Source organism: Promicromonospora sp. NPDC110617 (assembly GCF_055598465.1).
Genome location: NZ_JBVKBM010000006.1, coordinates 49517 through 69767 on the forward strand (window position 1 = coordinate 49517; position 20251 = coordinate 69767).

A 20251-nucleotide genomic window follows, 5' to 3' on the forward strand; every position below is an offset into this window, starting at 1 on the left:
TCCGCCGAGTCAGCCGGCTGGTCACGCGCCCCTAGCGCAAGAGGGCCGCCCCGTCCTCCAGGGCGACGACGACGGCGCCCCGTGTGCAGCGGGCCAGCAGCTCGGCGGGCCAGTCGCCCGTCAGCGGCACCACCTCGACGTCCAGGCCCACGCCGGTCGTTGCCCCGGCGGTCCCGGTCCCGTCGCCCGGGCGCAGGCCCGTCACCCGCGCCGCCCCGGCCCGGCCGAGGCGCTCCCGCACGGGTTCGGGCCGGTCGAAGAACCAGTGGGTCGGCGCGTTGGAGTCCAGCGCGTCCGCGAGCCGCTCCAGGTCCCGGGCCGCCAGCCGCAGCACGGGGGCCACCCAGGCCGCGTTCTCGGTCACCATCGCCTCGGTGCGCCGCGGGTCCGTGAACCCCACGCGCGTCCCGTCGCGGAACGAGCCCGCGGCGAGCCGCAGCGCCACGTCCCGCACGGGGGCGCCGGCCACGGCGCCGAGAAGCTGGTTGGCCAGCACGTGCGGCACGTGGGACACGAGCGCGACGGCCTCGTCGTGCAGCTCGTCGGTCAGCACCGCCGCCGTCCCGCCCAGCGGGCCCGTGACCAGGGCCAGCACCTGCAGCAGCCGGTCCGGGCCGGTCCCGGCCGCCACGGTCACCGCCCACGGGACACCCTGCATCAGCTCCGCCGACGACGCCCCGAACCCGCTGTGCTCGGTGCCCGACATCGGGTGGGCACCGACGTACCGCTCCCCCAGCCCGGCCTCGGCGACCGCCTCCCGGACCGGGCCCTTGACGGACCCCACGTCGGTCACCGTCGGGTCCCAGCCCGGCTCGTCCGCCAGCGCCTCGGCCAGCTCCGCCGCCACCGACCGCATGGCGCGCAGGGGCGCGGCGAGCACCACGACGTCGGGCCGGTTCGCGGCCAGGTGCGCGACGTCGTCGGCGATCGTGAGGCCGGCCGCGCGCGCCTGACCGCCCGAGGCCGGGTCGGTGGCGACCACGGGCACACCCGCCGCCTGCAGGGCGCGGGCGAGCGAGCCGCCGACCAGCCCCAGCCCGACGACGCCGACGCTCACCACAGCAGGCCCCGCTCACGGTCCTCGGCGGAGTCCGTCGCCGACACGGAGCCGACCGGCACGTGGTCCGGGTCGAGGACACCCTCGAGCGCCCGGAACCCCGCCCCGGCCGGGAACATGCCGAGCGTCTTGAGGGAGTCGCCGGCGGCCAGCAGGTCGCTCAGCATCTCTCGCGCGCCCCGGTCCCACGGCGCCTCGTCGAAGGTCACCACGAACGCGTACTTGCTCTCCTGGGCCTTGACCGGCCGCGTGATCAGGCTCGACATGTTCACGCCCCGGTCGCCGAACGCCGCGGTGATCCGCGCCAGGACGCCCGGACCGGTCACCGAGGGGGTGATCGCCAGCATCGTCTTCCAGTCCGTGGCGCCCGCGGCGCGGGACTGCGCCAGGTGCGCGGCGGCGGCGCTGCGTCGGGTCAGCACGAGGAACCGGGTCCGACCGCCCTTGAAGTCCTCCACCGCCTTCGCGTACGTCTGCAGCCCGTACAGCTCGCCGCAGATCGTGGGCCCCAGGGCGATCGTCCCCGGACCGGCGTCGCGGCAGGCCGCCGCGTTCGACGACGCCGGGGCGGTCGCCAGCCCCGTGCCGGTCACGAAGCCGGAGCACTGCGCCAGGCCGTGCGGGTGCGCCGACACCTCCGTCAGGTCGCCGTGGCCGGGCCGCACGAACGCGTCGAACGACACGTCGATGGCCACCTCGTCGACGGCGACGACGTCCGCGCTGGACAGCAGCGCGTCCAGGGACGGCACCACATAGCCCTCGACCGAGGACTCGATCGCGACCACGCCCACGTCGGCACCGCCCGCGGCCACGACGTCGTGCACGTCCTTGACGGTGTCCAGCGGCTCGGCGGCCACGTCGTCGCCGGGCGCGCCGTGCCGGCGGGCCCACTCCAGCGCGGCCTGGTGCGTGAAGGTGCCCTCCGGGCCCAGGTAGGCCACCCTGGTGCCGCCCGCGGGGCGGCCGCCCGGCGCCGTCATGCCCATCGGGGGGTCAGGGCGTCCGGTCCAGGCACGAACGTCTCGCCCGGCAGCACGGCCAGCGTGCGGTGCGCGACGCCGCGCTCGGTCAGCGCGTCCACCAGCACCGACAGCTTGTCCGACGTCGGGCAGGAGAACGACGCGAAGAAGACGTGCGGCCCGCCCGACGACGGCTGGCTGCGCAGGTGGTCCAGGTCGAGCCCGGCGTCCGCGATGACCGCGAGGGTGGGCTGCAGCGAGCCGAGGTGGTCGTCGGCGGGGCCGAAGGCGAGCCACACCTGGGCCGGCTCGGTGAACGGGGGCCAGTCGTCGCGGGACTCCAGCAGGCCGTACCAGACGGGGCCGCCCTCGGCGAGGGCCGCACTGTCCGGGAGCTCCGCGAAGCCCGCGGGCACCCGGGAGCGCTCGATCACCAGGGACCCGCCCTCGCCGGCCAGCGCGATGCGCTCCTCGACGCTGGTGCGAGTCGGCACCAGGCGCGGGCTCACGCCGAGGCCGCGCAGCACGCCCGCGCAGTCCCGCATGCCCGCCTCGTCGATGACGACCTGCCCCACCGTGGCGTTCGCCCCGACCCAGACCCACTGGCCGGGCACGGCCACCGCCGACGTCACGATGAGCGACGGCGCGCCCTCCAGGAGGGCGCGCTCGAGGCCCGGCGCCGGGTGCTCCGGGTGTCCCAGGTGCACCACGGCCGCCAGGGCCTCGATGCTCGCGACCGTGGCGAGGGTGTCCGCCGTGGTCCCGAGGTCGAGGAGTTCGACCGGGTCGTTCCATCCCGCCATCCGCGCGGCCAGCACCGCGTGCGCGGGAGACTCCCGCTCGCTACGTCCAAGCATGTGCCGAACCTACCGCCGCGGAGGCGTCAGAGCCGCACCGTCAGTCGCACACGACGGGGTTGTCGGGGTTGTACGAGTGGTTGAACGAGTTCTCCTTGACGACCTTGCCGTCGTGGAGCACCTTGCGGGAGATGGTCACGGAGAAGCCGTCCTCGCCGCCCGGGTAGGCCTGGCAGTCGGACGACGAGTCGTGGATCGTCGTCTTGGGCACGATGTTCCGCTTCGCGCTCGTGTTCTCCTGCACCGTGTAGTACTTGGTGCTCCAGATCCGGACCGTCAGCTCGCCACCCGAGACGTAGGCCTGCATGACCGCGCCGTACGGGGTGTCGTTGGTGAACTTCATGTCCTTGGCGCCCACGTAGATCGTGGCCTCGCGGCCCGCGGGGTAGCGCGGGAACCAGTAGGAGTGCGCGTGGTGCTCCACGTCCTCGAACCCGGCGAAGAAGCCCGCGTTGAACGACGTCGTGGCCATCTGCGAGAGGCCACCGCCCACCGCCTCGACGTGCTCGCCGTTCTCGACGACGCCCGCGTCGAAGTACCCGTTCTCCAGCGTGATCGGGGCCAGTGCCTCCAGCAGGGAGAACGTCTCGCCCGGCTTGATGAGGTTGCCCGTGACCATCTGCGCGCCGCGCACCAGGTTCTGGGTGCGCACGGGCTCGTTCGTGAGCGGCGTGCTGAACTCGGAGACGACCTCCTTGACGCCCAGGGCCTCCAGCGACTCGACGGTGTCCTGGGGGTCCTGCTCGACGAGCTCGACCGACGTCTCGCGGTCGTCGCCCGTCGCGGCGATCCGCACGGCCTTGCCCGCCTCGGCGGGGTCGAGCGTGGTGCCGGTCTTGCCCGCGACGACGGTCGGCTTGCCGCCCGCGAACTCGAAGTGGGCGTCGGACGGGACCTCCAGCAGGTTCGTGGTGGCGTCGACGATCGCCGCGACGGTCGCCTCCCGGTCCACGATGGTGACGAGCTGGTTGTCCTTCTGCTCGAAGCGGATCAGCCCGGACAGCACCTGCGGCGAGAGCTGCGGCTGCTGGCCGCCCACCGAGACCGTGACCGGCGCCGAGACGATCTTCTGCGCGACCGCGAACTGCTTGTCGGTCTGCGCCTGGGTGATCACCGGGTCGACGGGCTCGACCGGCAGGTCGAACGGCCCGTCCTGGTGCAGCCAGCGCGCCTGGATGATGCGCGAGGTCTCGCTCGCGACGATGCGCGAGCCGTCCTTCGCGTCCGTCTTGACCGCCTGCCCGTCGACGAACCCGACGGTGCCGTCCACGGGCTCCACGGCGAGCGACTCCTCCAGGCCTGCGACCGCGGCGTCGAACTTCTCCGAGTCGATCGCCAGGACCAGCTCCTGCTCGGCACCGCCGAACGCGTGCGCCCACATGCGCGCCGGGCTCAGCGAGAAGCCCGTGAGCTCCGCCGTCGTCGCCTCGGCGTCGATCGCCAGGCCGCTCGGCTCCGGGGAGAGCTGCGCGGTGCCCTCGCCCGCCGTGAGGTCGATCGGCTCCTTGAGCCGCGGGCCGAGCTGCTCCGTCAGCGCGGAGGCAGCCTCCGTCTGCGTCATGCCGCCGACGTTCACGCCGGCCACGGTGGTGTCCTTGGGCACCGTGTCGCTCACGCCCCACGCCGCGAAGGCGTAGATCGCGAACAGCACGACGGCGCCGAGCACCGAGAGCAGGGCGATCTTGGGGCCCCGGCTCGGCGCGCCGTCACCGGCGAGGCCGAAGAAGCCGTCCTGACCCGCTGCGCCCGGGCCGTTCGGGCCCACGGGGCCGCCGGGTGCGCCCGGTCCGCCGGGGCCCTGGGGGCCGGACGTCGCGAGCGGCGTCGCCTCGGGACGCACCGGCGCCCACGGGCGCGCCACGCGCTGGATCGCGCCGGTCAGCGGCTTGAGGAAGGGGATCTGGCCGGCTTCGGCCGTGGGCACGGCGCTCGGGTCCGACGGCGCCGCGCCGGGGCGCGGGGCGAACGGCGGGACCGACGGCGGCGCGGGTGCTGCCGTGCCGGGAGTGGTGTCCGACTCGGTGCTGGTCGTGGTGTCCGCCTTGGCGTCGGGTGCGGTGGCCGGGGCGCCCGCCGCTGCCGTGCCCGCCGCTGCCGTGCCCGCCGCTGCCGTGCCCGCTGCTGCCGTGCCCGCCGCTGCGGCGCCGGTCTTGGGCGGGCGGTCGAACGCGAAGACGCGCGGGGTGTACCCGCTCCGCGGCTTGGCGGCCTTGGTCGGCGGTGTCGCGAGCTCCGCGACGACGGTCTGCAGCACGGCGACCTGGTCGGCGTCGTCGGCGGCAGGCGTCGCGGGCTCGGTCTGCGCGCCGGGCTTCGTGGCGTCGGGCTTCACGGCTGCCGGCTTCACGGTCGCGGGCATCACGGCCGCGGGCTTCTCGACGCCGGGCCTCGCGGCGTCGGGCTTCGGGGCGTCGGGCTTGGCGGCCGCGGTGGCGCTGGTCGCCGGGGCGGGGCTGCTGGGAAGCGCGGCCTTGGCCGCGGCGTCCGACGCACCCTGAGCCGCCGGCTGGGCCGGAGCGACGGGCTGGGCCGGAGCGACGGGCTGGGCCGGAGCGACGGGCTGGGCCGGAGCAGCAGGCCGTCCCTGAACAGGCTGCGCCGGGGCCGCGGACGGATCTGCTGCGACAGGGCGCGTCGGGGCGGCGGGCGTGGTCGCGGCGTCCGAGGTACCCGGGATGGCGGGCTTGTCCTCGGCGGCGGACGCGGTCACGGCGGGCTGGTTCGCCGCGGAGGCGGACGAGGCGTCGGGTGCAGCGCTGGCGCGTGCGGGAGCCGCGCCACCAGAGACGGGGCCGCCGGACGCAGGCGTGCCGGACGTTCGGGCGTCCGGCGTCCGCGCGCCCCCGGGCGTGCTCGCACCCGCCGGCGGGACCGGCTCGGACGGCGGGACGGCGGCAGGCGGAACTGCACCCGCGGGGGCACCGCCGGACGGAGCCGCAGGCGGCACGACGGGCGGGGCAGCGACGGGCTTGTCGACGGCGGGCTTGTCGACGACCGGCGCGCTCGGGGCGGCCGCCGGGCTCGCGGGCTCGTCCGCGGCCTCCGCCAGGCGACCGGGCGCGGTTGCCTCAGGGCTCGGCGCGCTCGCCCGGTCCTGCGCGTTCCCGGCGCCGGGCGCACTCGCCGCGGCGGACGCGGCCGGAGCAGGCACAGCGGGCGCGGCTGGAGCAGCCGCGGCAGGCGCGGCCGAAGCAGGCGCGGCAGGCGCGGACTCCGCCGCCGTTCCGGCGGGCTCGGCAGCGCCGACGGCGGGCGCCTCGACGTCCGAGGCGTCGCTCGGAGCGGTGTCGGGCGCGGCGTCGCCGGGCACGGAGGGAACCCCTGCCGGCGGTGCGGCAGGGACGGACGGGGCCTTGGTGGGCTCGGAGTGTTCCGGAGCGGTCACAGGTTCGACCTTGTCTGCGGATCGGGGAACCGGCTGAGCGGTCGGTCGACCGGCCGGTACTGCGGGCTGCGCGGCCTGGGCGGCCGACGGACGTGCCGGGGGTTGCGACGGCTGTCGCGGCACGCTGCCAGGGCGTTTCTGGTACAAGCGAGGCGGTACGGCCGGGGCAGGTTGAGCCCCGGTGTTCTCGTCTGATGTCGGCTCGAGCGGTTCGTCACGCTCGGTCGGCTGACCCATCGGCACGCTCCGTGCAACTACCCGAGACGCGGGCTCTCCGCGTCCCCAAGGGCGCACCGGACCCGCGGCGAATCCGCTGGACGGAGTCGCCCTGCCGGGCATCCTATCCAGCGAGAATCCTGCCCAAGGCCGCGTACTGGACGCCCCGAGGTGGAGGTTTCGTATCAATCCTGCCCACCATCCTGAACCACCCTGCGAAGATGCGCAGAGGTCAGGCAGCGGGCCGATCCCGGCGGGCCGGGACCTCGGCGAACCACGAGGACGGCAGGAACGCGACGACGGCGAGGATCGCCACCCCCGCGTACGACCAGACCATGCCGAGCACGCCGGCCGGGACGACGACGTCGCCCCCGGAGCCCGGCAGCGACAGGGCCTGCACGATGCCGACCCAGCCCACGCCGAACCCGAGCAGCGTGCCATAACCGGCCCAGGCGCGCGCGAGCACGCCGGCCGCTGCCGTCAGCCCGAACGCGAGGATCAGCCCGAGGTACAGGGAATCGGCCCCGTACCGGTGCACCACCGTCCCGAGCGCGCCCATCACGACGCCGAGCGCGACGGCCAGAAGAGTGCGCACGATCGTTCGTCCGAGCGGGCGTCGGGAGGAGTTCACCCGAGCATTCTCCAGCATCCACCTGGGAGGACTCTGCATGTGTGGAACACTCCGCGGGTGAATACGCTCCAGGATCAGACGCAGCTCATCATTCGCCAGCGGATCCGCATGCTGGTCAACCAGTACGAGGTACGCGGCGCCCTGCCGGACGGCTCCGAGGGTGACCTCTACGCGTTCGCCCAGCAGAAGCGCATGGCCTTCCGCGAGCAGGTCACGCTCTACACCGACGACACCAAGCAGGAGTCGGTGCTCGGCTTCAAGGCGCGCCAGGTGGTCGACCTCGGCGCCACCTACGACGTCGTCGACGCGGGCGACACCCCGATCGGCACGTTCCGCAAGGACTTCGCCAAGTCGCTGCTGCGCAGCACGTGGCACGTCGAGCAGCCCGGCCTCGGGGTGGCCACGGGAACCGAGCGGAGCCTCCCGATCGCCATCATCCGGCGGCTCGTGGAGGTCGCGTGGCTGCCGTACCACTTCGACTTCACGATCGACGGCCGGCCCGCGTTCACCGTGGAGAAGAAGTGGGGCCTGCGCGACCGGTACGTCGTGAACGTCCAGGACCCGCGGCTCGACCGCCGGCTCGTGACCGCCATGGCGATCGGCCTGGACGCCCTCCAGGAGCGCTGAGCCGGCCCGCCCTGGGCGCACCGACGCCGTCATCACCTTTGACGCCCGGGTTTCTTCGCATTGAGCACTCTCAAAGCGAAGAAAGCCGGGCCTCAAAGGTGAGGGGGACCTGCGGCCAGCTCCTCAGCCGAGGGGGTCGACGACGGCGTAGGTCTCGGTCGTGAGGATCGGCGCCAGCACCCCGTTGGACAGCGCGTACCACCCGGCGACGGCCCCGGCCGCCTGCGGCAGCGCCGTCGCGTGCTGCACCTGCGTGGCGTGCGCCCGCATCGCCGCGACGACCCGCCCGAGCACGCCACCGACGTCCACCCGCACGACCCGCTCCCCGTCGCGTCGCCCGCTCCCGCCGCCAACCTGTGTGATCGGTAGTTCGTCAGGTGATCGGTAGCCCGAAGTGCCGATCACCTGACGTTCTGCCGACGACGCGGGCAGATCCCGCGCGAACGGCGGCAGATCCTCCGCGGGATCGGCGAACGTGAGACCGGCGGTCGCGGCGAGCGCGGTCGCCTCAGGCAGGCCGGCGAGCGTCGACCGCGCCGCGCGCACCTCGGCCGCCGGGGCGACCGCCTGCCACAGCTCGGCACCCGCCCAGGTCTCGTCCCACGGTCCGACGCCGCCCCCGGGGTCGCCTCCGCGCGCCGGCTCGCCCCCGCGCGCCGGCCCGCCCCCGCCCGGCCGCCAGGCCGGGTCGGCCGCCAGCCGCAGTGCGCGGACCGTCACCTCGTGCGCCCGCACGTGGTCGGGGTGCCCGTATCCCCCGCCGGGCTCGTACGTCGCGACGACGGCGGGACGCGTCGTGCGGACCAGGGCCGCGAGCCGCCCGGCCGGCTCGTCGAGCGGAACGCGCGCGAACGCCGTCGGCGGGGAGTCCGGCGCCGGACCGGCGACGCCGGGCGCCACCCACGTCATCCCGGAGTCCTCGTACCGCACCGGGTCCGCTCCAGCGCCCACAACCCGGGTGACCTGCGCAGATGCCTGCGGCAGCGTGTCGAGGAAGGCCTGCTCGACCGCGCCGTCCACCCCGCCGCCCAGCGCCAGGAGCGCACGCGCCAGCTCGGTCTCCCGGTAGGCGCCCAGCGCGGGGCCGTCGCCCGCGAGGCCGGCCCGGCCCTCCGACGTCGTACCGGCCAGGGCGATGACCTCGCCGCGCTCCCCGCGCGTGCAGGTCACCACGCGGACCGGCAGCCCGGCGGCGGCGAAGGCCGCCAGCAGCCCACCGGTCGACAGGGTCTCGTCGTCGGGGTGGGCGTGCACCGCCAGCACACCCCCGAGCACCCCCTGGAAAGCACTGAGTGCTGGATCCTCGCCCTCGGAACGCATGTTCATGGGCGAAGATCCAGCACTCAGCGACGCGGGAGCGTCAGCCGCGCTTGGCGCGAGCCGTCGCGCGGGCGCGGTCGGTGGCGTTCAGGAGCACCTTGCGGATGCGCACGACCTCGGGGGTCACCTCGACGCACTCGTCCTCCTGCGCGAACTCCAGCGACTCCTCGAGCGTGAGCTTGCGCGGCGGGATCAGGTTCTCGAAGTTGTCGGCGGTCGAGGACCGCATGTTCGTCAGCTTCTTCTCCTTGGTGATGTTGACGTCCATGTCCTCGTTGCGCGAGTTCTCGCCGACGATCATGCCCTCGTACACCTCCTGCGTGGGGTCCACGAAGAAGGAGCCGCGCTCCTGGAGGTTGATCATGGCGAACGGCGTCACCTTGCCGGAGCGGTCGGCGACGAGCGAGCCGGTGTTGCGCGACTCGATCGGGCCGTGCCACGGCTCGTAGCCCTCGGAGATCGAGGCCGCGATGCCGGTGCCGCGGGTGTCCGTGAGGAACTGCGTGCGGAAGCCGATCAGGCCGCGCGCCGGGACCATGAACTCCATGCGGACCCAGCCGGTGCCGTGGTTCGTCATGGTCTCCATGCGGCCCTTGCGCTGCGCAAGGAGCTGCGTGACCGAGCCGAGGTACTCCTCGGGCACGTCGATGGTCATGCGCTCCATCGGCTCGTTGACCTTGCCGTCGATCGTCTTGGTGACGACCTGCGGCTTGCCGACCGTGAGCTCGAAGCCCTCGCGGCGCATCTGCTCCACCAGGATGGCCAGCGCCAGCTCGCCGCGGCCCTGCACCTCCCACGCGTCGGGACGCTCGGTCGGGAGCACCTTCAGGGAGACGTTACCGATGAGCTCGGAGTCGAGGCGGTCCTTGACCTGGCGGGCGGTGACCTTGTGGCCCTTGCCGCCCTTGCCCGCGAGCGGGGAGGTGTTGATACCGATGGTCATCGAGATCGCGGGGTCGTCCACCGTGATGAGCGGCAGCGGGCGCGGGTCGTCCAGGTCGGTGAGGGTCTCGCCGATCATGATGTCGGCGATGCCCGCGACGGCGACGATCTCGCCGGGGCCGGCCGTGTCGGTCGGCACGCGGTCGAGCGCCTTGGTCTCCAGCAGCTCGGTGATCTTCACGCTCTGCAGGGTGCCGTCGTGGCGGGCCCACGCGACGTTCTGCCCCTTGGACAGGGTGCCGTTGTGGATGCGCAGCAGCGCGAGGCGGCCGAGGAACGGCGACGCGTCGAGGTTGGTGACGTGCGCCTGCAGCGGCACGCCCTCCTCGTAGGTCGGGGCCGGGATCTTCTCGAGGATGGTCGCGAACAGCGGCTCGAGGTCCTCGTTGCCGGGCAGGCCGCCGTCGGCGGGCTGGTCGGTGGAGGCACGGCCGGCCTTGGCCGACGCGTAGACCACGGGCACGTCCAGGATGGCGTCCAGGTCGAGGTCCTCGACCTCGTCCGACAGGTCGCCGGCGAGGCCGAGCAGCAGGTCGGTGGTCTCCGCGACGACCTCGCTGATGCGGGCGTCCGGACGGTCCACCTTGTTCACGACGACGATGACGGGCAGCTTGGCCGCCAGGGCCTTGCGCAGCACGAAGCGGGTCTGGGGCAGCGGGCCCTCGGACGCGTCGACGAGCAGCACGACGCCGTCGACCATCGACAGGCCGCGCTCGACCTCGCCGCCGAAGTCGGCGTGGCCCGGGGTGTCGATGACGTTGATGGTGATGCCGTCGGCCTCACCGTTCGCCGCCGCCGCGGGACCGGCGTACCGGATCGCGGTGTTCTTGGCGAGGATCGTGATGCCCTTCTCGCGCTCGAGGTCGCCGGAGTCCATCACCCGGTCCTCGAGGTGCTGACGGGCTTCGAACGCCCCGGCCTGCCTGAGCATGGCGTCCACGAGCGTGGTCTTGCCGTGGTCGACGTGGGCCACGATCGCGACGTTACGCAGGTCGGAACGGGTCGCACGGGCCGAGGTCGGCGCGGTTGCAGGCACGGTCACGAAGCACTCATTTCCAGAAGGGAGGTCAGGGGCGCGGACTCTGGCCCGGAGCGGACCGGTCTCGCAGCACCACCCATCTTACCCGCGAATCGAAATCCCCAGGTGTCGACCGTGTCACTGTGCGGTGAACACCCCCGAACGTGTCAGACCCCCAGATCACCGGAGTGACCTGAGGGTCTGACACGTACGCGGGAGGACCGGGTCAGCCGCCGATCTCCAGGCTCGCGCCCGGGATCGCCGCCAGGAGGTCCTGCGTGTACTCCTGCTGCGGGTTGTCGAACACCTCGTCCGTGGTCGCGTGCTCCACGATGCTGCCGTCCTTCATCACGGCCACCAGGTCGGCGATCTGCCGGACCACGGCCAGGTCGTGCGTGATGAACAGAAAGGACAGCCCGAGCTCGGCCTGCAGGTCGTTGAGCAGCGTCAGGATCTGCGCCTGGACCAGCACGTCGAGCGCCGAGACGGCCTCGTCGAGCACGAGCACCTCGGGCTTGAGCGCCAGCGCACGCGCGATCGCGATGCGCTGCCGCTGCCCGCCCGACAGCTCGTTCGGGAACCGGCGCATCGTCGCCTGCGGCAGCGACACCATGTCGAGGAGCTCGCGCACCCGCGCCTCGCGGGACTTGCGGTCGCCCACCTTGTGCAGGACGAGCGGCTCCTCGATCGACCGGTAGATCGAGTACGTCGGGTCCAGCGACCCGTACGGGTTCTGGAACACCGGCTGCACGCGGCGGCGCAGCGAGAACTGCTCCTTCGCCGACATCTTCGAGACGTCCTTGCCGTCGTACAGGACGGAGCCCGACGTCGGGTCGAGCAGGCCCAGCACCATGTTGGCCGCCGTGGACTTGCCGGAGCCCGACTCGCCCACGAGCGCCAGGGTGTGACCCTTGGGCAGCGTGAAGTTGATGCCGTCCACCGCGGTGAAGTCGGTGTGCGAGCCCGGCCGGGAACCACGGATGTGGAACACCTTGGTCAGGTCCTTCGCCACGACGACGTCGGGCGCCGTCGTCTCCGCCTCGTCGGCGTGCTCGGCGAGCAGGTCGTCCGACTCCTGCCCGCGCTCGTGCGCGGACTGGATGCGCCGGGAGGCCAGCGACGGGGCCGACGACACGAGCCGCTTGGTGTACTCGTGCTGCGGGTCCTTGAGGATCTGCGCCGCCGGGCCGGACTCCACGACCCGGCCCTTGTACATCACGATGAGGTGCTCGGCGCGCTCGGCGGCCAGGCCCAGGTCGTGCGTGATGAACAGGACGGCCGTGCCGAGCTCCGCCGTCAGCCCCTCCAGGTGGTCCAGGATCTTCTTCTGGACCGTCACGTCGAGGGCCGACGTCGGCTCGTCCGCGATGAGCAGCTTGGGCCGCGAGGCCAGGCCGATCGCGATGAGCGCACGCTGGCGCATGCCGCCCGAGAACTCGTGCGGGAACTGGCGCGCGCGCCGCTCCGCGTCGGGCAGGCCGGCCTCGCTGAGCAGCTCGGCGACGCGCGCGGTGCGCTCCGCCTTGCCGCCCTGGAAGCCGTTGGCCACCAGCGCCTCGTCGATCTGTGCGCCGATGCGCCACACCGGGTTCAGGTTGGACATCGGGTCCTGGGGCACCAGGCCGATCTCCCGGCCGCGCAGGTCCTCGACCTGCTTGCGGCCCAGCCCGACGAGCTCGCGCCCGCCGAACGAGATGGACCCGCCGGTCACCTTGCCGGTCCCCGGCAGCAGGTCGATGATCGCGTGCGCCGTCGTGGACTTGCCGGAACCCGACTCGCCCACGATCGCCACGGACTGCCCCGGGTAGACCGTGAGGTCCACGCCGCGGACGGCCTCGACCGTGCCGGACGCCGTGGTGAACGAGATCTGCAGGTCCTTGATCTGGAGCAGCGGCGTGGTGTCGTCGTGCTTCTCGACGGGCACCGGGGCGTCCTCGGTGGTCCCGTCGGTGAGGGTGATCGTGGTGCTCATCGCTTCCTCGCCTTCGGGTCGAGGGCGTCGCGCACGACGTCGCCCATCATGATGAAGCTCAGCACGGTCAGCGCGAGCGCGGTCGCCGGGTAGATCATGATCTCCGGGGCGACCCGGATCGACTCCTGCGCCTTGGCGAGGTCGCCGCCCCACGAGACGGTCGACGTCGGCAGGCCGATACCGAGGAAGCTCAGGGTGGCCTCCGCGACGATGAACGTACCGAGCGCGACCGTCGCGTAGACGATGATCGGCGCGGCCGAGTTGGGCAGCACGTGCTTGCCGAGGATCGCTCCCCGGCCCATGCCCAGCGCCTTGGCGGCGGTGACGAACTCGTTGTTCTTCACACCGAGCACCGCACCGCGCGTGATCCGGGCGATGGACGTCCAGCCGAAGACCGCCAGCACGACGGCGACCACGAACGCGTTCCGGTCGTCCAGCAGGCTCATGATGACGATCGCGGCGAGCACGAACGGCACGGCGAAGAAGATGTCGGTGAACCGGGACAGGAGGGTGTCGAGCAGGCCGCCGAAGTAGCCGGCGATCGCGCCGATGAGGGTGCCGATCACGACGACGAACAGCGTGGACAGGATGCCCACCGTGACCGACGCGCGTGCCCCGTAGACCGCTCGGGCGTAGATGTCGCAGCCCTGCTTGTCGAACCCGAAGATGTGGCCCGCGGTGGGCCCGCCCAGCGAGTCCTCCAGGTGGCACTCCGTGGGGCTGGTCGAGGTGAACAGCCCCGGGAACACCGCCATCAGGACGACGAACACGATCAGCGTCGCGGACACCCAGAACAGCGCCCGGTGACGCATGTCGCGCCAGGCGTCGGACCAGAGGCTGCGCGGTGCCTCGGACGTGTCGACGGCGTCGATCACGCCGACCTGCACCTCCTCAGGAGGCGCCACGAAGTGCTCTTGCCCCGAGCGGGGAGTCTTCTCGTAGCGGTTCTCAGGCATAACGGATCCTCGGGTCCAGGACGGCGTAGAAGACGTCCACGAGCAGGTTGGCGAAGATGTAGACGACGACGAGCACGGTGGACAGCGACACCACCGTCACGTTCTCGCCGCGGACGATCGCCTGGTACAGGGTTCCGCCGACGCCGTTGATGTTGAAGATGCCCTCGGTCACGATCGAGCCGGCCATGAGGTTGCCCAGGTCGATACCGATGAACGTGACCACTGGGATCAGCGAGTTGCGCAGCACGTGGCGCGACATGACCTTGTCCCGGGGCAGGCCCTTGGCCCGGGCGGTCCGCACGAAGTCCGCCGTGATGTTCTCGACGACCGACGTCCGTGTCAGTCGCAGGATGTAGGCGAAGGAGGTCGTGGCGAGCACGATCGCGGGCATCAACAGGCTGATGAAATCAGGGTCACGGCCGGCGGTGATCGGCAGCCAGCCGAGCTGCACGCCCACGACGGCCTGCATCACGAAGCCGATCACGAACGTCGGCACCGAGATGAGCACCAGGCTCCAGAGGAGCACGGTCGAGTCGAAGAGCTTGCCCTTGCGGACGCCGGCCCAGAGCCCGAAGCCGATGCCGAAGACGGTCTCGATGACGATCGCCATGAGGGCGAGCTGGAACGTCACCGGGAAGGCCTGGGCGATCACCTCGACGACCGGGCGGCCGGTGAACGTGACGCCCATGTCGAAGGTGAAGACGCCCTTGAGGAAGTAGAGGTACTGCATGAAGAACGGCTGATCCAGGTGGTACGCCTCGCGGATGGCGAGCTCGGCAGCTGGGGACAGGCCACGTTCGCCGCCCAGCGCGGCCACGGGATCGCCGGGGCGCAGGAACACCAGCCCGTACAGCAACAGCGTGGCGCCGAGGAACACGGGGATCACCTGCAGCAGCCGGCGTCCGATGTACCAGAGCATTCGTAGGTCTCCTTGGTAGATGGCTGCGGAACATTCTCCAGGACGTCACCCGGTGTTCTTGCTCCGCACAGTGGAGGGCGGGGCGCGTGGTTCACGCGCCCCGCCCGTCACCTGGGGTGATGACTCACGCCGGCGGACCGGACGTGATCACAGTCACTCCGTCTTGGTGACCTCGTACAGGAGCGGCATGCTGTCCCAGCCGAACTCCACGTTGTCCACGTACTCGGAGTGCCCAGCGGTCGTGGAGTAGTACCACAGCGGGATACCCGGGAGGTCCTTGAACAGGATCTCCTGCGCCTTGTTGTAGAGCACGTTGGCCTCGTCCAGCGAGGGAGCGGCCGCGGCCTCCTTGAGGGCGGCGTCGAACTCGTCGCTCTCGTAACGGCCGTCGTTCGAGCCGGCCAGCGCGGCCTTGCTGTAGAGCGGGCCGAGGTAGTTCTGCAGCGACGGGTAGTCAGCCGACCAGCCGGCACGGAACAGACCGTCGACCTTGCCGTCCGGGCCCTTGTCGCGCTCGTTGAGGACCTCGTCGAACGTCGGGTAACCGGTCATCTCGCACTTGATGTCGAGGTCGTTGATGTACCCGTTGCACACGGCCTCGACCCACGCCTGGTGGTCCGAGTCGGTGTTGGTGTGGATCGTCAGGACGTAGTCGTCCGGCAGCGGGTCTTCCTCGTTGGCCTCGTCCCAGAGGGCCTTGGCCTCCTCGGCGTTGTACGTCGTGACCTCGTTGCCCGGGATCTCACCGGTCCAGCCGTTGATGACCGGCGACGTGAAGTCGGTGGCCGGGATACGGGTGCCGGCGAAGATCGTCTCCGTGATCTGCTCACGGTTGATCGCCATGGAGAGGGCCTGACGGCGCTTGAGGCCGGCGTCGCCCTGGAACTCGGGGAGCCACTCGGGCACGGTCATGGCCGCGAAGCTGGCGGACGGCTCGCTGATGGCGCCGTCACCCAGATCCTCCTCGAAGGTGCTCATCGCCGAGGTCGGGACGTTCTCGAGGATGTCGAGGTTCCCGCCCTGCAGGTCGGCGTACGAGGTGTTCTCGTCGGTGTAGACGATGAAGTCCAGGCCACCGTTCTGGGCCTTGCGCGGGCCGTTGTAGGCCTCGTTCGGGACCAGGTTGATCTCGGAGTCGTGCTCCCAGCTCTCCAGCACGTACGGACCGTTGGTGACCGGCTTCTCGCCGAACGCCGCGGTGTCGCCGTAGTACGCGTCGGGCAGCGGGAAGTACGCCGAGTAGCCCAGGCGGATCGGGAAGTCGGACTCCGGCTGGGTCAGCTTCACCGTGAACTCGGTGTCACTGACGACCTCGAGGCCCGACAGCGTCTCCGCGGTCGGCTCCTCGGCCATGCCGGAGACGTTGCCCTCCTCGTCGAACTCGGGGACACCCTGCGCCTCGGCGAAGCCCTCGATGGGGTCGAAGAAGCCGGCGCCCTTGGCGCCGTTGGGGCCGTAGGCCGCCCAGTTCCACGCGTCCACGAAGTTGGCCGCGGTGACCGGCGTGCCGTCGGACCACTCCCAGCCGTCCTGGATGGTGATGTTCCAGGTCTGGTTGTCGTCCGACTCGATCGACTCGGCGATCTCGTTGTGCACGACACCCTCGGCGTCGTAGTAGACGAGGCCCGAGTAGAGCTGCTGGACGACGAGCCCACCCTCGGTCTCGTTGGTCATCGACCCGACGAGCGGGTTCTGGGGCTCACCGTTGCTGATCGTCACGATCCCGGTGCTGGCGCCGTCGCCGGTCGCCTCATCGCCGCTGTTGCCACCGCCACAAGCGGTCAGCACGAGCGACGAGGCGAGCGCGAACGCGCCCAGCCCCACAAGTCGCTTTCGAGGTGTCACGTGTCCTCCTGGGTAGCAGTACACCCCGGCACGGCGGGTGCCGTCCGGAGCGATGCGGACGCTTCGTTGCGCCCCGTGGTATCACGGAATAACGTAACCGCTCCCCGGACGTGCCGATGACCACCACCCGAGAAACTCCACCGAGTTGTGACCATCTCGGTATGCACGGGTAACACCGAGTAACAGTTCTGACCAGGTGGTTCTCACAGCCGTAACACGACCGCCGTGAGCGCCCGGAGCAGGAAATTCACCCGTTGCCCGGGGCGATGAACCGCCCGACCAGGCGGGATGCCCGAGGTCCCGCGTACGGTCCGCCACGCGAGGAGTCACCCCATCGATCCGACCTACTCGATCAGCCCGGCAGCTTCTGCGCATTCGTCCTGGTCCTTCTCATAGGCGTCCATCTCGCCCTCAGGAAGGACCGGACCGTAGAGCACACCCTCCCGCGCCGTCACCTCCCAGCCCTGGTCGACGAGGCAGTCACGCACGGTGGTCATCTGGGGGTTGAGCGCGCCGGCAGGTTCCGACGCGGAGGGCAGCGCCCCGCGCGGCTCGGTCCCCGGTGCGCCGCACGCACCGAGGACCAGAACCACGAGGAGCGCTCCCCCGAGCCCCGTCAGGAACTGACGCAAGACGCACCCGCGGAGGAGACGGTCCCCGTGATCGTCCAGGTCGCCGCGCGCCACCCCTCCCAGTAGATGTTGTACGTCTTGTAAGTGGTGCCGGCGTTCGGGGTCAGCGCGAGCTGCTGACGGCCGCTGCCCTCCAGCTTGTGGGTGGCCACGCCCTTGTTCACCGACGTCGTCTTGAGGACCTGGCTGGCCGAGCACGAGCGGAACCCGGTGGCCGCGCTCGCCGGCGCCGCCGCGCCGAGCAGCATCCCGAATGCCGCGAGAGTCGCAATACCGCCGCTGACGAGCACCCTCTTCTTCTTCATGTCACTCCCGTTGTGAGTTGGGCATGAACCTCGCTGCGCAAGGCGGCAGGAGGTCGGTGCAGCAAGTCTTGTGCCGGGAGACGGGATCAAACAGGCGGCGGACCGGCAGGAGACCGGCAGGACGGGAGCCTCCGCAGCGGGCCCGGTCCCACAGCACTCCGGCCTCGGGAACGCCGCACTCCGCGTACGCCCGCGCGGCCCGGACCAGATGTCGCCGTTCCGTGACCACCTCGCCCTGACGACGGCAGAGGTCGGCGAGACCGTGATGGGCCCGCGCCAGCTCGAAGGTGTCCTCGTGGGCCTGGGCGAGGGCCGCCGCGCGCTCGAGGTGACCGGCGGCCTCGTCGAGCGCACCGGTCAACACCTTCGCCCGCCCGAGGTCGACCAGGGCGGTCCGCACCAGCGACGGATATCCCAGGTCCTCCGCGTCCTCGAGCGCCTGACCCAGGTGGACCACGGCCTCGGCCCCTCGGTCGAGCTCGATGAGGTCCGTGCCGAGCTCAGTGAGGATCGGACCGAACCCGGCCCGGAAGCCCAGCTCCCGGCACCGGTCGAGGCACGCGCCGTGCACCACCAGGGCCGCGGCCGCGTCACCGCCTTCACGGGCCAGGGTCCCCCGGTAGCTCTCGAGCCGGAGGCGGTTGTACTCGTCGTGGTCCTCGACGAGCCGTTCGGTCTCGTCGAGGCAGCGCTCGGCGTCGGCGAGGCGGCCCAGGCGGAGCAGCGGGACGATCATGTTCGCGCCCACCACCACGCGTGCCATCGGGTCGCCGGCCTCCTCCGCGGAGGCACGAGCCGTCTCGTAGACCTCCAGGGCCGCCGCGAAGCGGCCGGACTGCCGGTGAGCGATCCCGATGCTCCTGAGCGCGAGCGCGGCCGCGGCGTCGTCCCCGAGCCGGCGGTACAGGACCACCGCCTGCTCGAGGCACTCGATCGCGGCGCGACACCGGCCCGCTACCAGCAGCTGACGGCCCCGGTCGGCGAGGGTGATCGCCTCGTGCCCCTCGTCCTTGAGCTTCCGGGCGATGTCCAACGCGGTCCGGTTGATGGTGAGGTACTCCTCGTGGTCCCGGTCCGCCAGCCGGAACGCTCCGAACGCGATGGCCAGGTGCCAGGCCGCCTCGAGGTTCCCGGACCGTTCTGCCGCGGGCACGGCGGCCGCCAGGTTGGCCCGCTCGGCCCTGAACCAGGCGAGCGCCTCGTCCCTGTCGGCGAACCCGGGCAGACCGAGGTCGTACCTCGCCACACCCTCGACCAGGATCCGGACCGTGGTCGCGGACACCTGGCTCGCCGCGCGGTAGGCGAAGTGCAGGTACACGTCGACCAGCCGGGCCAGGGCGCCGTCGCGCTCCGCCGCCGTCTCCTCGGTGCCGGTGAGCTGTGTCGTGTAGACCCGCACCAGGTCGTGCAGGCGGTAACGGCCCGGAGAACGGCTCTCCACGAGGTGCACGTCGACGAGCGCCTCCAGCATCCACGCGACGCGCTGCTCCCTCAGCTCCGACAGGGCAGCGGCTGCCGGCGCGTCCACGTCGTCGCCGGGAACGAGGCTGATCCGCCGGAACAGGCGCCGATGGTCGGCGTCGAGCTCGACGTACGACGCGCTGAGTGTGGCGGCGACTCCCCCGTGCCGGACGTCGAGCTCCGGGAGGAGCCGGTCGTCGTCGGCCAGGCGCGCCAGCAGGTGCTCGGCCCGCCAGTGGGGACGGCTGCGCAGGCGTCCCGCGGCCAGACTCATCGCCAGCGGCAGCCGACCGCATCGCTCCGCGATCCCCGCCGCTTCCTGACGGGTGATGCGGTCGGGAACCGCGGCCAGGAGCATCGCGACGGCCTCGGCGGGCTGCGGGAGGTCGAGCGCGACCGAGTGCGCACCCACGAGGTGCGACAGGTCGCGACGGCTCGTGGCGAGGACGAGGCTGCTGGGTGTGCCCGGCAGCAGCGCGTCCACCTGATCCGCGTCGGTCGCGTTGTCGAGCACCAGCAGCACCCGCCGGTCGGCGATGACGCTCCGGTAGCGAGCCCTGAGCTCGTCGACGCCCGTCGGCAGGTCCCGGTCGGCGGTGCCCAAGCCGCGCAGCAGGCGGGTCAGGGCGTCCTTCTGCCCGAGTGGCGGTTCCTCGGAGAACGACACCCCGTGGAGGTCCACGAACAGCTGGCCGTCCGGGAAGCGGGGAGCCAGCTCGTGGGCCGCCCACACCGCCAGGGACGTCTTGCCCACCCCGGCCATGCCGTGCACGGTGACGACCGCCGTGCCGTCGTCCACCGCGGCGACGATCCCGTCCACGTGCCGTTCCCGGCCGACGAACCGCGCCGGGATCCGCGGCAGCTCCCGGGGTACGACGACGCCGTCCGACGGCGCGCCCGGCAGCGCGCGGTCGCCCGCGGTCAGCCCCAGCGCGTCGAGGAGGAGCCGTATCGTCCGTGGTTGCGGCTGCGTCCTGCCCGACTCGATGTCCCGGATCGTCCGCGTCCCGATGCCGGCCTTGTGGGCGAGCTCCTCCTGCGTCAACATCGCCCGGAGCCGGAGGGGCCGCAGATCGATCTGACCGTCGGACCGTCGTTCGGGCATCTCCGAAGAATAGGCGGCAAACCGGGCACGACCGAACGAGCCCG

General features: G+C 72.0%; 15 protein-coding genes. 1 reads left to right on the forward strand and 14 read right to left on the reverse strand.

Annotated elements, in window-relative coordinates:
* Positions 1-31: 31 nt before the first annotated feature.
* From ACZ7LE_RS25695 to ACZ7LE_RS25715, 5 genes are all read right to left on the reverse strand, one after another.
* Positions 32-1057, reverse strand: coding sequence for a prephenate dehydrogenase (locus ACZ7LE_RS25695; RefSeq protein WP_470406059.1), 1026 nt, complete (start codon positions 1055-1057; stop codon positions 32-34).
* Positions 1054-2037, reverse strand: a complete 984-nt coding sequence (locus ACZ7LE_RS25700; RefSeq protein ID WP_470406060.1) for a prephenate dehydratase — start codon at positions 2035-2037, stop codon at positions 1054-1056. Before ACZ7LE_RS25700 ends, ACZ7LE_RS25695 begins: the two co-directional genes overlap by 4 nt.
* A complete protein-coding gene (locus ACZ7LE_RS25705) occupies positions 2034-2873 on the reverse strand; it encodes a hypothetical protein (protein WP_470406061.1) in 840 nt (279 codons plus the stop codon). The genes ACZ7LE_RS25700 and ACZ7LE_RS25705 overlap by 4 nt, the downstream gene beginning before the upstream one ends.
* 40 nt (positions 2874-2913) lie before the next feature.
* Positions 2914-6258: a VanW family protein gene (locus ACZ7LE_RS25710; RefSeq protein WP_470406062.1), complete on the reverse strand. Its 3345-nt coding sequence runs from the start codon at positions 6256-6258 to the stop codon at positions 2914-2916.
* 448 nt (positions 6259-6706) lie between these two features.
* Positions 6707-7069, reverse strand: a complete 363-nt coding sequence (locus ACZ7LE_RS25715; protein ID WP_470406063.1) for a hypothetical protein — start codon at positions 7067-7069, stop codon at positions 6707-6709.
* Positions 7070-7162: 93 nt separating this feature from the next.
* On the opposite strand from ACZ7LE_RS25715, the gene ACZ7LE_RS25720 reads away from it, so the two are divergent.
* Complete coding sequence (locus ACZ7LE_RS25720; protein WP_470406064.1) at positions 7163-7732, forward strand: LURP-one-related family protein; 570 nt, start codon at positions 7163-7165, stop codon at positions 7730-7732.
* Positions 7733-7855: 123 nt separating this feature from the next.
* On the opposite strand, the gene ACZ7LE_RS25725 is transcribed toward ACZ7LE_RS25720, so the two are convergent.
* From ACZ7LE_RS25725 to ACZ7LE_RS25765, 9 genes are all read right to left on the reverse strand, one after another.
* Positions 7856-9058, reverse strand: coding sequence for a PIG-L family deacetylase (locus ACZ7LE_RS25725; RefSeq protein WP_470406065.1), 1203 nt, complete (start codon positions 9056-9058; stop codon positions 7856-7858).
* Positions 9059-9092: 34 nt separating this feature from the next.
* Positions 9093-11036, reverse strand: coding sequence for a translational GTPase TypA (gene typA, locus ACZ7LE_RS25730; protein ID WP_470406066.1), 1944 nt, complete (start codon positions 11034-11036; stop codon positions 9093-9095).
* A 202-nt stretch (positions 11037-11238) separates the two neighbouring features.
* Positions 11239-12984, reverse strand: a complete 1746-nt coding sequence (locus tag ACZ7LE_RS25735) for a dipeptide ABC transporter ATP-binding protein (protein WP_470406067.1) — start codon at positions 12982-12984, stop codon at positions 11239-11241.
* Positions 12981-13940 carry an ABC transporter permease gene (locus tag ACZ7LE_RS25740; protein WP_470406068.1) on the reverse strand — a complete coding sequence of 320 codons (960 nt, stop codon included), beginning with the start codon at positions 13938-13940 and terminating at the stop codon, positions 12981-12983. The genes ACZ7LE_RS25735 and ACZ7LE_RS25740 overlap by 4 nt, the downstream gene beginning before the upstream one ends.
* Positions 13933-14859 carry an ABC transporter permease gene (locus tag ACZ7LE_RS25745; RefSeq protein ID WP_470406069.1) on the reverse strand — a complete coding sequence of 309 codons (927 nt, stop codon included), beginning with the start codon at positions 14857-14859 and terminating at the stop codon, positions 13933-13935. The genes ACZ7LE_RS25740 and ACZ7LE_RS25745 overlap by 8 nt, the downstream gene beginning before the upstream one ends.
* 153 nt (positions 14860-15012) lie before the next feature.
* Positions 15013-16704, reverse strand: coding sequence for a peptide ABC transporter substrate-binding protein (locus ACZ7LE_RS25750; protein WP_470406070.1), 1692 nt, complete (start codon positions 16702-16704; stop codon positions 15013-15015).
* 344 nt (positions 16705-17048) lie between these two features.
* Positions 17049-17297, reverse strand: a complete 249-nt coding sequence (locus ACZ7LE_RS25755; RefSeq protein WP_470406071.1) for a hypothetical protein — start codon at positions 17295-17297, stop codon at positions 17049-17051.
* Between the two features lie 23 nt (positions 17298-17320).
* Positions 17321-17641 carry a hypothetical protein gene (locus ACZ7LE_RS25760; protein WP_470406072.1) on the reverse strand — a complete coding sequence of 107 codons (321 nt, stop codon included), beginning with the start codon at positions 17639-17641 and terminating at the stop codon, positions 17321-17323.
* Between the two features lies 1 nt (position 17642).
* Entirely contained in the window at positions 17643-20207 is a 2565-nt protein-coding gene (locus tag ACZ7LE_RS25765; RefSeq protein ID WP_470406073.1) for an ATP-binding protein, read from the reverse strand.
* Positions 20208-20251: the final 44 nt, after the last annotated feature.

Excerpts from the sequence above, each read along its gene's own strand:
- ACZ7LE_RS25700 (WP_470406060.1), bottom strand. The coding sequence starts at position 2,037 with ATGACGGCGCCGGGCGGCCGCCCCGCGGGCGGCACCAGGGTGGCCTAC.
- ACZ7LE_RS25705 (WP_470406061.1), bottom strand. The coding sequence starts at position 2,873 with ATGCTTGGACGTAGCGAGCGGGAGTCTCCCGCGCACGCGGTGCTGGCC.
- ACZ7LE_RS25725 (WP_470406065.1), bottom strand. The coding sequence starts at position 9,058 with ATGAACATGCGTTCCGAGGGCGAGGATCCAGCACTCAGTGCTTTCCAG.
- ACZ7LE_RS25735 (WP_470406067.1), bottom strand. The coding sequence starts at position 12,984 with ATGAGCACCACGATCACCCTCACCGACGGGACCACCGAGGACGCCCCG.
- ACZ7LE_RS25740 (WP_470406068.1), bottom strand. The coding sequence starts at position 13,940 with ATGCCTGAGAACCGCTACGAGAAGACTCCCCGCTCGGGGCAAGAGCAC.
- ACZ7LE_RS25745 (WP_470406069.1), bottom strand. The coding sequence starts at position 14,859 with ATGCTCTGGTACATCGGACGCCGGCTGCTGCAGGTGATCCCCGTGTTC.
- ACZ7LE_RS25760 (WP_470406072.1), bottom strand. The coding sequence starts at position 17,641 with ATGAAGAAGAAGAGGGTGCTCGTCAGCGGCGGTATTGCGACTCTCGCG.
- ACZ7LE_RS25765 (WP_470406073.1), bottom strand. The coding sequence starts at position 20,207 with ATGCCCGAACGACGGTCCGACGGTCAGATCGATCTGCGGCCCCTCCGG.